This window comes from Candidatus Formimonas warabiya (assembly GCF_002777255.1).
Taxonomy (GTDB): Bacteria; Bacillota; Dehalobacteriia; order Dehalobacteriales; family Dehalobacteriaceae; genus Formimonas; species Formimonas warabiya.
On the sequence record NZ_CP017634.1, the window covers coordinates 3,062,544 to 3,074,337 of the forward strand.

Annotated in this window: 10 protein-coding genes, 1 other RNA gene and 1 riboswitch; of the genes, 3 read left to right on the top strand and 8 right to left on the bottom strand. The window is 46.5% G+C overall.

Going from position 1 to position 11,794, the window contains the following annotated elements; all coding sequences use genetic code 11:
• Positions 1–41 precede the first annotated feature (41 nt).
• The 6 genes from DCMF_RS14135 to DCMF_RS14165 form a co-directional block, all read right to left on the bottom strand.
• Complete coding sequence (locus tag DCMF_RS14135; protein ID WP_148135015.1) at positions 42–1,463, bottom strand: aldehyde dehydrogenase family protein; 1,422 nt, start codon at positions 1,461–1,463, stop codon at positions 42–44.
• 330 nt (positions 1,464–1,793) lie between these two features.
• Complete coding sequence (pruA, locus tag DCMF_RS14145; protein WP_148135017.1) at positions 1,794–3,425, bottom strand: L-glutamate gamma-semialdehyde dehydrogenase; 1,632 nt, start codon at positions 3,423–3,425, stop codon at positions 1,794–1,796.
• Positions 3,426–3,615: 190 nt separating this feature from the next.
• Positions 3,616–3,740, bottom strand: a riboswitch (molybdenum cofactor riboswitch).
• 53 nt (positions 3,741–3,793) lie between these two features.
• Complete coding sequence (locus DCMF_RS14150; RefSeq protein ID WP_148135018.1) at positions 3,794–4,438, bottom strand: histidine phosphatase family protein; 645 nt, start codon at positions 4,436–4,438, stop codon at positions 3,794–3,796.
• Between the two features lie 4 nt (positions 4,439–4,442).
• Positions 4,443–5,408, bottom strand: a complete 966-nt coding sequence (locus DCMF_RS14155) for an NTP transferase domain-containing protein (RefSeq protein WP_148135019.1) — start codon at positions 5,406–5,408, stop codon at positions 4,443–4,445.
• 90 nt (positions 5,409–5,498) lie between these two features.
• Positions 5,499–6,167: a DUF1638 domain-containing protein gene (locus DCMF_RS14160; RefSeq protein ID WP_148135020.1), complete on the bottom strand. Its 669-nt coding sequence runs from the start codon at positions 6,165–6,167 to the stop codon at positions 5,499–5,501.
• Positions 6,100–7,149 (bottom strand): DMT family transporter, encoded by a 1,050-nt coding sequence (locus DCMF_RS14165; protein WP_148135021.1) that lies wholly within the window; start codon positions 7,147–7,149, stop codon positions 6,100–6,102. The genes DCMF_RS14160 and DCMF_RS14165 overlap by 68 nt, the downstream gene beginning before the upstream one ends.
• Positions 7,150–7,487: 338 nt before the next feature.
• Here DCMF_RS14165 and ssrS point away from each other — a divergent pair.
• Positions 7,488–7,660: non-coding RNA, 6S RNA (ssrS, locus tag DCMF_RS14170), on the top strand.
• 4 nt (positions 7,661–7,664) lie between these two features.
• Here the strand turns inward: ssrS and DCMF_RS14175 are convergent.
• The gene (locus DCMF_RS14175; RefSeq protein ID WP_148135022.1) at positions 7,665–8,492 is read right to left on the bottom strand and encodes a zinc finger domain-containing protein; all 828 of its coding nucleotides are present in this window, start codon (positions 8,490–8,492) and stop codon (positions 7,665–7,667) included.
• Positions 8,493–8,831: 339 nt separating this feature from the next.
• Here DCMF_RS14175 and DCMF_RS14180 point away from each other — a divergent pair, with 339 nt between their 5' ends.
• Positions 8,832–10,199, top strand: a complete 1,368-nt coding sequence (locus DCMF_RS14180) for an MATE family efflux transporter (RefSeq protein WP_148135023.1) — start codon at positions 8,832–8,834, stop codon at positions 10,197–10,199.
• A 22-nt stretch (positions 10,200–10,221) separates the two neighbouring features.
• Here the strand turns inward: DCMF_RS14180 and DCMF_RS14185 are convergent, their stop codons facing one another.
• Entirely contained in the window at positions 10,222–10,893 is a 672-nt protein-coding gene (locus DCMF_RS14185; protein ID WP_148135024.1) for a SanA/YdcF family protein, read from the bottom strand.
• 364 nt (positions 10,894–11,257) lie between these two features.
• Between DCMF_RS14185 and DCMF_RS14190 the strand changes: the two genes are divergently transcribed.
• Positions 11,258–11,794: an antirestriction protein ArdA gene (locus DCMF_RS14190; RefSeq protein WP_214659345.1), complete on the top strand. Its 537-nt coding sequence runs from the start codon at positions 11,258–11,260 to the stop codon at positions 11,792–11,794.

An 11,794-nucleotide genomic window follows, 5' to 3' on the forward strand; every position in this document is an offset into this window, starting at 1 on the left:
ATTTTTGTTTAAATATAACGGAATTATTACTCATAGTGGAATTATAAATTCCACACAATCACCTTCAGATTAGTCATTTCTTCAATGGCATATTTGATCCCTTCCCTGCCGATACCTGACTCTTTCACCCCTCCGTAAGGACCGTTGTCCGCCCGGAAAGAAGGAATATCGTTAATGATAACTCCGCCTGTTTCAATGGCCTTTGCCGCTTTCATCGCTTTATCGATGTTGGTGGTAAAGATGCCCGCTTGAAGCCCATATTTGGAATGATTTATTTTTTTCAAGGATTCTTCAAAACTGCGGAAGGTATCCACACATAACACGGGAGCAAATACTTCTTCACTCCATACCTTCATTTCAGGGGTAATGCGGTCGATAATCGTCGGCGCAAATAAGGCCCCTTGAATCCTTTTCCCGCCGCAGCGCACAAGAGCCCCCTGCTCCTCGGCCTCACGCACCCAGTTTTCGATGCGGATGGCCTCCTGCTCACTGATCATGGGACCCACATCCGTTTCCGGATCAAAGGGATCCCCTACTTTTAAGGTATGGGCCTTTTCCAGCATCCGGGCCACAAAATCCTCTTTGATTTGGTCTTCCACCAGAACCCTTTGCACGGAAATACAAGCCTGGCCCGCATTGGACACGGCCATGCGGACACATTTTTCCGCCGCCTGCTCTAAAGGAGCATCGGCACAGATGATCACCCCCGCATTGGATCCCAGTTCTAAGGAGCATTGACGGAAACCGTTTTTGGCGGCAATTTGTTTCCCCACTTCGGCAGATCCCGTGAAAGAATAAAAGGCGATCTCCTTATTTTCCAGCATGGCGTTGCCGATTTCTGCGCCGGACCCGGGTACTAAATTCATATATCCGGCGGGCAGCCCGGCTTCCTCCAATACTTCACACATGATTACTGATGAAAGAGGGGTGACGGAAGCAGGCTTCAGCACGACGGCGTTCCCTGCCGCAATCGCCGGGCATACCTTGTGGGCAACCAGGTTGAGGGGAAAATTAAAAGGAGCAATACAGCCGATCACACCTTTGGGTTGGCGGATGGTGTAACAAAAACGGTTCTCGTTTCCCTGAATGGCATCAAGAGGCACGATTTCCCCCACAATTCGTTTGCTCTCTTCCGAAGCAATAATAAAATTATGGATGGCTCGCGCGACTTCGCCCAAAGACTCTTTCAAAGTTTTCCCCACTTCTCGGGAGATGATTTCCCCGATTTCTTTTTCCCGGCGTTTCAGAATCTGGGCTCCCTTCAGGAAGATTTCATAGCGCTGAAAAGGGGTTAAGGGGTTTTCTCTCCACGCCCTGTCTGCCGCTTCCACAGCTTTGTTTACCAGGTCGGCATCTGCTCCGGCAATGAAAGCAAAGGGTTCCTGACGATACTTGTCCCACACTTCTATCCATTTGCCTGTTTCCATCCATTTACCATCAATAAGGATTTGATAATTTTTCATATGTCCATCCCTCTCCTTGGTTGATTAAGTATTATTAAAAGACCTCATACTTTTACATAGCAAAACTCTTGCCAACCTTCATGATCACCCTGAGCCCTTAGAAAAAAACGATCTCTCTCCTCTTTCCATGAACTTTGATGATATTTTTCATCAGTCCTGCTGTTTCCCTCTCCCCTATTTTCTACCTCTCCCCTCAAAAACAACGAGTCCCCTCCCATGAATAATTTCATTAATGGATAATGATAATTTTCATGGGAGAGGACTCTTTTCCTTGATCAGCTCATCTCCCTCTTCCCAGGCTTTCCCGGGATTTTAGAGTCCCTGATCCAATTATTCTTCCTTCATAAAACTATATCCGTAAGTTTGGGGAGGATTTAAATTCTCTTTAATTGTTCTCGGATTGATCCAGCGATAAAGGTTCAACTTGCTGCCTGCTTTGTCGTTGGTTCCTGAAGCTCTGGAACCGCCAAAAGGCTGCTGGCCCACCACCGCCCCGGTGGGTTTATCATTAATATAAAAGTTGCTGGCCGCATGGTTCAATTGTTTTTCCAAATCACTGATCACTTTGCGGTCACGGGCAAAGATCGCCCCCGTCAGTCCATAGGGAGAGGTTTCATTGCACAGCTCAATGGTCTTCTCGAATTGATTATCCGGGTAAACAAAAATTGTTAGCACAGGGCCAAAAATTTCTTCTTCCATGGTTTTAAACCGGGGATCGGTGGTGACGATCACAGTCGGTTTTACAAAGAAGCCTTCCTCGTCATCGACTTCGCCGCCATGGAGGATCTCAGCTTCCGCCGACGCTTTGGTATAGGTGAAATAGGTATCAATGTTTCGCAAAGATTTTTCGTCAATGACTGCGCTCATAAAGTTCGTGAAATTCTCCGCATCGCCCACTTTAATGGAGGAAACTTCATCCAGAAGTCTTTCCTTTACTTTAGGCCAAATGCTTTGGGGGACATAGGCCCGGGAAGCCGCCGAGCATTTTTGTCCCTGGTATTCGTAAGCCCCTCTGATCAGTGCGGTGACAAGAGCATCCACATCCGCCGAATGGTGGGCAAAAACAAAATTCTTCCCTCCGGTCTCACCCACAATCCTGGGGTAGGCCTTATATTGTCGTAAATTCTCCGCTACCGTGCGCCAAATATCTCCAAACACTTGGGTAGAGCCGGTAAAATGGATGCCGGCCAGATTTTCATCGGTGAGGACAATATTTCCTAACTTGCTGCCGGATCCGGGCACAAAATTAATCACGCCGTCCGGTAACCCGGCTTCCTGCAATAGCTTCATCACAAAATAATTGGAATAAACTGCTGTTGAGGCTGGTTTCCATAAAACCGTATTGCCGATAAGGGCAGGAGCCGTAGGAAGATTCCCCCCGATAGCGGTAAAATTAAAGGGCGTAATGGCAAAAACAAAGCCTTCTAAAGGCCGGTATTGTAAACGGTTCCAGGAATCTTGGGACGAGTTGGGCTGTTCCTCAATAATCTGGGCCAAATAATAGGCATTAAAGCGGAGAAAATCGGCCAACTCACAAGCCGAATCGATTTCCGCCTGGTGGGCAGTCTTACTTTGGCCAAGCATGGTCGCCCCATTTAAGGTACTGCGCCATGGGCCGGAAAGGAGCTCCGCTGCCTTCAAAAAGACGGACGCTCTGTGCTCCCAGGGCATTTTTTCCCATTCATCCTGGGCATTTTTCGCGGCCTCAATCGCCATGCGGATTTCTTTTTCCCCAGCCATGTGATATCTGGCCAGTACATGATTCTTTTTGTGCGGGATGATGCATTCCCCCATCATCCCCGTTTTTACTTCCTTGCCGCCGATGATGAGAGGTATCTCTATTTCCCCTTGTTGCAGCTCACGTAATTTCTTTTTCAGTGCTGCCTTCTCCGGACTGCCCGGCGCATAAGACAGCAATGGTTCGTTTTTTGGTTCTTTAATGGCAGAAATGGCATTAAACATGAAAAATACTCCTCCATTTAATATTTCGTTTTATGATTCGAACAAAGCAAATGTAATTCTCTTTCTCCCTCCTTTGCCAATATGTGAAAAATTTCACCTGTATTAACTAAAAAAATACCTCACAAAGGAGGTACTTGTTTTTTGCAAAAAGGCATAAATCACCAACCTTCCGTTGGCCCCTTTACGCCAAATCCGGCAAAAAGCTTCTCCTTTCCAAAAGGGAGGCATATCCGTTTCCCGATATACCCTGGCGTCCATCTCCCATGCATGGGGAATGACATGTTTAGGAGAAATGGCTCGGAGATATGATTTTCTATTATTTTATCTCATTTTGTCCATTCCCACAAGAACCTTTTACAGAACCGGCATCAGAATGGGCCAGGATTGTCCCGGATCAGGCAGCCAACCTGATTCACGTAAACCTGTCCATCCTCTTCTCTCAGTAAATTAATACACCCATAAGGCTGTTTAATCTGAAAAAGCGTATTTAAATCTGCCTTTAACAACCAGCACAACAGCACCCGGTTCAGCCCCCCATGACCAATCACGGCAATATTCCCGGTACTGTCTTGAACAAGATGCCGAAAAACCTTTTTCCCCCTGTCCAGGCACGCGGCGAAACTTTCTCCGTTTTTAGGCGCAAAATGGGCAAAATCTCTCCCTCTTTTTCGGTATTCGTCCGGATACTGCTCCTTGATTTCCTCAAAGGTTTTATTTTCCCAATCCCCCATATGGATTTCTCTAAGCCCTTCCTGGTAAACGATGGGAACCTGATCGCCTGCAATCAGCCGAGCAGACTCCTGACATCTTTGCAAAGGGCTGGAATATATTTTAGTAATATTTTTATGGGCCAAATACTCCCTTACCTTCAGGATCTCCTGCTTTCCCAGAAGAGACAAAGGGCACTCCGTTTGCCCAATACACCGTTTCACATTTCCCTCAAAAACAGGCCTGCCATGACGAATCAGATAAATCTCCCGCAAAGTCTTCTCTCCCGTCCCTGATCTTAACATAACCTCATTTTTCCCCTGTCGCTTTCTGAAAACGGTTAAAAACCTTATGAAAATTCAATTCCGTAAAATGCTCTACCTCCTGGCGAAGCTGGATATAGGTGTCCAAGAGCGCCTGTCCTTCTTCCGTTAAACTGGAACCGCCTCCATGAACACCGCCCGTTTGGCTGTGCAGCAAGGGGAATCCCATCTGGCCCTCGGCAATCTTAATGATTTTCCAGGCGTTGCTGTATGAAATACCCAGATTGCTGCACGCTTCATTGAGTGAGGCGGTTTGAGAAACCTGTTGCAACAATTCGGCAACGCTGCTGTCAAAGAACATGGCTTTCCGATTTAAACTGATCTTGACAGAACAGGTGATGGGCTCACGCAAGGTGATGCTTTTGGCATACTGTTGGAGCAATTCATAGTGCTCCGGTTTATCCGCGTCAATTGTCATGCCGATGTCCGGAAGCTCAATGGTCTCTTTTAAGCCGGTAAAGGCTTCCACCGCTCCTCTCAGCCCTTCTTCCCCCCGGTATGAGAGAAGCTGGGGAATCACACTGCTATCGATCAGGAGAGGGTGTCCCCCTTTGCCGTTATGTTCAGGAGTTAAAATGCGGCAATTGCTGCAATCCATATATCCCATCATAGTAAACAAGCTCTGGCGGGAAAAAAGCGGTACATCCGCCGGTAAAAAGAACACCCGATCCGTTTTGTCTTGAATATAGCGCAACCCCATAGAGGCCGAATAATACATATCCGTTGTGGCAAAATTTTCATTGTAAATGCACACCACATCCAGATTGGCTAAATGCTTCGTTAATTGTTCGGCATTGTTTCCGGTAACGACTACCACGGGCGATACTCCCGCCGATTTTAGGGTTGAGACCGCCGTCTTGATCACCGTTGAGCCTGCGAGCTGCAGCATGGGCTTAAAAGATTTCATTCTTAAGGATAATCCGGCTACCGCCACCACTGCTCCTGTTTTCATAGATTCCCTCCTTGTGCAGCATTACTGACTTTATATTCCACCTTATATTCCACCTTTTCGCCTGTGTTCGAAATATCGCCCGCCCTAAAATTAACCCCCCAGGCCCAGGTCGGAAAAACCTACCGGCTTCCCCGGTTCTATCACCGAAAACCCTATGTCCCATTGGCCCCGGAACAATCTGTACAAAATATCAAGAGTCCCTTTCACCACTTCATGTTCCAGGCTTAGTTTACCAGCGATGTCTCTGGTATGGTCCAGAATCTCCGGCAATTGATAGGCGCCGGTTTCAATGATGCGTAAACTTTTATAGCCCTTAAGCATGGTGCTCATGACTTTCCTCGTTTTTTCCTCTCCGTATTTTGCCAGGCAATGCTGGTAATCGGTCCAGATATTGGATTCCATCTCCAGATAGCCTTTGGTCAAATAATAGGCGGCACCTTGTTGATCCCATTCCCTTTTTTGCCGGTTCCCTCCCAAAAAAAGGGAAATACAATCGTCTACCTGGGGAAAAATGATCTTGGCATGCGCCGATTTTAGCCCGTAAAGGGAATTCCCGCAAACCCCGAAGACCAGCAAAATGGTGTCCACGTTGGAAATATGGTCGATTTGGTCCTGAAGGCCCTTGCGCAGTTTTTCCGGGGTGTTGTGCAGGCCTGATTGGATCCAGAGGATGGGGTAGTCAATCTGTAACTCATGGGCAACCAGCATTACTTCCTCTTTTAGCGTACTGCATGCGATGGCAATCGTCTTCAAATTCATGATCCTCCAAAATTATGTGATGTTTATCTCCAGAGCAAGGTCCTTCCGGGCTTTCCTCAGGGATCCCATCCGGGCCCCCTCCTTTTGGTTCAGTTTTATTCTCTGCCAGATCCAGATAAATGATACTGCCTACAATCAGGGCTGCCCCCAAAAACTGCCAGAAAGCAAGCCTTTCTCCCAGGATGATCAGGGCCAGGATAATGGTAAAAGGGATTTCAAAAGTACTGATGATAGAGGCCTTGCTTGCGCCAATCAGGGACATTCCCTTGAGCAATAAAAAATAGGAACAGACGGACGTAAAAAGAGCCATCACAAAGCCTAAGAAAAGAGCATAGTAAGAAATTCCCTCTAAAAGGAATAAAGGAGGTTTGACAATGATACAGGCCAAAAAGGCGAACAATTGGGTAAAGGTGGTTATTTCCAGGGATGAGGAGTCGCTCAAATTTCTCTGGCCATACAAACTAAAGAAGGTATAGCAGAGTGCGGATACCATAATTAATCCTACACCCTGGGCGGGTGTATTGGCAACGCTGACTGTCCAAAAATCGATCGTCAGAATCGTGCCCAAAAAGGTGATTGCCAGACAGGAATACTGGGAAAGACCCGCCTTTTCCTTAAAAAAGAGGATGGCCCCCAGAGTTACGAAAGCGGGATAGGAGTAAAAAAGCACGGTACCGACTGCAGCCCCCACATATTGGAAACCTAAAAATAAAAAAATGGACCCGCCGAATGAGCCTACCACACCCTGGAGGGCTAATCGACCCAGTACTTTCCTTGGCACAGGTGCGCCTCCGCTTCTCCACCGGTTCAGGTAGTAAATAGGCAGGAGCATGGCACAGGAACAAATATATTGGAGGGTCAAAAAATCCCAGCTGGAAATATCGATTCGGTAGGCCAGCTTAATAATAATGGCCCCGGTGCCAAAAAACATGGCAGCGGCCAGGGTGAATAAAACGCCATAATGCCTTTGGTTGATTTTCATGTAGATCCCTCAGGCACACCTCCTTGAATTTGGCTCCAGTTCCTGAACTTATTACCAATACTATCAATATTATACTTCAGATCGGGAAGAAGTTTCGAAAAAAATTTTCCGGCATCCGCATCATCCTTACGCCCCTTTAGCTTTTCTCTATTTGCAGGCACAAAAAGGTGAAAGGGTCCTCTTAAGAAACGAACCAAATGGCGCATGGGCTCAAAAACGCAAGCATGAAGTACCGTGCACCGGATTATGAGAGGAAATTGTCATGTAACCGCCACTTAGCCTTGTTGCAAAGGATGGCTAAGATTGATATCATTATCCCTGTTGTAAGCCGAACCGACAAATACCTGAAATATACGTTAACTTTAATATGTCCAACCTACATTTATACAACGGGAATCCAATGTTATGTGGCTGCCGGGCCGCCGGCGAGCGGATGGCAAAAGCATACTCAGGATACCCACCTGCGAGAGGGCAGGTATGGGCATATAAAGGACGGTATTTTGGGTATTTGGTTTTTAATTTTCCTGGCATTGGGGGCAATAGTATACACTGCCGCCCAGGTAGTTCTCTTTCGTGATCAATCCGCTACATACCGGACATTTCTGGTGCGCATTGTTTTTACTCATCACCGTTTGATACCGGCCCTGATTTCCAAACAAGTCCTTTTCCGTATCTCTGCCCCCAAGTTCCGTCATCTCTTTTAGTACCGTTTTCACCGTGCTGAGCATGCGTTCTTTATGCTTATCGGATAACGAATTCACCTTGCGTTTCGGATGAATCTGGCATTTCCATAAAATATCCTGCAAAACGCCGTTGCCCAATCCCGGTATGCGCTGCTGGGTGGCCAAAAAAGCCTTGGCACTGAGTTTCTGCACATCCGGCGCAGAGATCAGCCGGTCAAAATAGGCTTCATTAAACTCGTCTGCCAGGGGAGACGGTTTTCCCTTGGCCACCTGGTAATAAGGATTGTCAAAACCCCCTTCCTTAAAACACCACATGCCCCCGTACATCTGAACAGTGGCACTGAGGGCTGAAGAATCTTCAAACTCAATGAGCAATTGGTGTTTTGAGGGACGGCTTTCATGGGGGCCATGATAGCGCAAGCCCACTCCGTCACCAATAAGCAAGATGGCAGGGCCGGTTTTTATTTCGACCATACCGCCGTATGCTTTTGCCGCGTCAATGGCATGACCGGCAAGCAGGCCATGATAACCCAGGGGGTCGCCATGGTACCAGGCAAACTTATGGGGGGTCTGGGCAGCAATAACCGCCACAACCCCCTTTCCCTGCACGGTATCGTTCATCTGACCTGCCAGTACGAAAGCCTCCGGAAGTTCCATCATTATTCATCACCAATCCTTTCTCACAGAAAAGCCGCCCTGCAAAAACAAACAGTTCTAGTAATTTCTTCTCGAACACCGCAATATACAATCGGATCATCATGATGTTATTTCGACAAGGTTTTATTCTTTCCTTTAATTGTAAAAACAGGTTGACAATTTCATGATAAAATATGCCCACGGGCGTCCCCTATCTTTTATTATTTAGGAATGCGAATATTGACACGTAAATTAGTTTAGTTATAAACTATATCAAATACTTGGTTTATCTGAAAATGAAGCCAATGTATCTTTTGCTTACGATATGACGTTGAATCTATGAAAAATTACAGGGTGGATGATATGGATAGAAGTATAGAAATGCGTGATCAAAGCATCGGCAGGCTGCTGTGGAAATTTTCTGTACCTGCTATTACAGGCATGCTGGTAGCGGCCCTTTATAATATTGTCGACCGCATATTTGTGGGCCGGGGAGTGGGCCCTTTAGCCATTGCGGCAACAACCGTGGCTTTTCCCCTTATGATTATTTTGATGGCTGTTTCCATGCTGATCGGCATCGGCGCCACGGCATTAATTTCCATCCGTCTGGGCGAGCAGAGAAAAGAAGAAGCGGAAAAGGTAGCAGGCAATGCTACAGTGATGTTGGTGCTCCTCCCCTTGACTTTGACGGTGATATATCTCTTATTCTCCGAGCCAATTTTAACTCTTTTCGGCGCCGACAAAGAGGTTTTACCTTACGCCCGGGATTTTACCCATATCATTATGTTGGGAGCTGTCTTTTGGTCCACCAGCATGGGTATGAACAACTTTATCAGAGCGGAGGGAAATCCCAGAGTCGCCATGCTTACACAGGTGATCGGGGCTTTGATCAACGGCATTTTAAACTACATTTTTATCTTTAAATTAGGATTGGGGATTAAAGGGTCGGCTTTGGCAAGCATATCGGGTCAATTGTTTTCCGCCGTCTGGGTGTTAAGCTATTTTTTCTCCCGCCGCAGTGTGATAAAAATCAGGCTAAAAAACCTTAAACTGCAAAAACCCATCATCATCAGTATTGTCTCGATCGGCTTTGCTCCTTTTGCCATGCAAATTGCCAATAGCATTCAACAACTGCTTTTGAACAAGGTACTGATGATCTATGGGGGGAATTTAGCCCTGTCTGCCGTAGGCATCATTATGAGCATCTCCACTTTAATGTTCATGCCCATCGTAGGCCTCAGCCAGGGAGCCCAGCCCTTGATTGGCTATAATTATGGAGCCCGGCAATATGACCGGGTCAAAGAAACGTTGAAAAAAGCGGTCATTGCCGGTACCGGTATTGCCATAGCCGGTTTTCTCGTCATCTGGTTATGGCCCAGCCAAATTGCCGGGCTGTTCAGCAAAGATAATCAGGCGCTCACGGAAATGACCGCCCAGGCCATGCTGGTGTTTTTTGCCCTCTTTCCCGTGGTCGGCTTTCAAATTTTATGCTCAAATTACTTTCAAGCGGTGGGTAAACCGGTACAATCCACCATCCTCAGCTTGTCCCGGCAGGTATTGCTGTTTATCCCGCTGCTCCTGATCCTGCCCCATTTCTGGGGGATTGCCGGGGTATGGAGAACGGCACCGATTACCGATGGTCTTTCCGTGCTTTTGACAGGCACCCTCATCTATTTTGAAATGAAAAAGCTTCCCCAAAATCAGCCCCTTGTTGAGGGAAAAGTTACGTAAGGGGATGCTTTTGTCCCAACTTCTATTGATCATCGGTGGCCCGTCCATCACCGGTTACCGGAATCACCTCGCCCAAGTAGGTGGGCTTTGGCTTGATCAGCTTAGCCGTAAAAAAGTCCTTATTTCTCGCCGCGATTTCTCTGAGTTCGCTTCTCAGCATCACCCCGTGATAAATATGTTTGTCGGAAGGCACGCCGTAGGCCTCAAGGCCTAATTCCCGGGCAATAAAGAGTGCGCGCATCAGATGATACTCCTGGGTCACAATAATTACTTTTTTCACCTGAAAAATATCTCTGGCCCGATAAAGGCTTTCATAGGTACTGAAGCCGGCATGATCCATAAAAATATCTTCCGAGGGGATGTCTTTTTCCTTGAGAAAATTCTTCATGGTATTCACTTCATCATATTCCTTCTGCCCATGGTCGCCACTGACCAGAATCTTTGCCGCCTTCTTTTCTTGGTAAAGCTCGTACCCCACCGTCAACCGGTCACGCAGCATCAGTGACACATTTCCATTGGAAAAAACCCGGGCTCCCAGCACCAAAATGGCATCGGCCTGGGGGGCATCCTGGGCTTCAACAATATACTTTTTTCCTTCCTGCTGCACATAATGGCTCACAATCAAGGCATAGATCACTGCCGCTACAGCCAGTGCACTCAAGCAAAACAAAAAACCTTTCATTCTGCGCCGCATCCTTTGCATCCTTTCCTACGTCATGTCAGGTTACCCTACTTTTCATTTCTGCAAAATTCGCCGGTTTCCTGCTTGGTTCCCTGGGGAAATCAAACCAAAACAAGAATGGTGAGCATTTGGAAGTTATCTTGAAAAATATACTCCTATATCTCCGCTAAAGGCTCCTTACGGGCTCATACCACTGAATAGAAAGAATATTAAATCTACGGCGGTTTGAAATATCCCTCCTCCGGGTTTACAATGAAGTCGGGTGGTAAATATGAATAGGATGCCTCGTGATCATAGACGAAGGCAGATATTGATCTTTAACTCCTCCTAGCAGTTTTCCGTTTTTCGTTCCAACATGATGATGGAGGTGGGAATCATGTCGCAGGCTGATTCACCTATAATAAAATTAGGCATTACCAATGCAAATTATTATAATTGCGGCCTTCTCGTGATTAACTGGATTGAATTGCCCACGGAAGAAGAGATATTAAGAAAAAAACTTGCGGAAATGGAAATTGATCAGGACGACGATTACATCGTGCTTGAGGTAAATGCCCCATTCAAATGTACATTCCCGGATCACCTGGATATTTTTGAATTAAACAACAAGTTAAATAGGCTTGGCTGTCTTGATCCCGCTATTTTAACAGCGATCTCTAAATATGATACACTGCCTCTAATGCGTATTGTGGACATCGCACTGGACAAGAAATACGTCATTTACGAAAACGTCACAAACGAAGAAGATCTGGGACGCAGGTTATATCAAGAGCATCAGCTTCCTTTTCAGATCCCGAAAGATCTGGAAAAATATATTGATTTTCAAACATTGGGACACGAGGCTTGCCTGAAAGACGCCATCCGTTTTATTCCGGACATGCACATTGCGGAAAAAATATTATGCGCAAGCTGA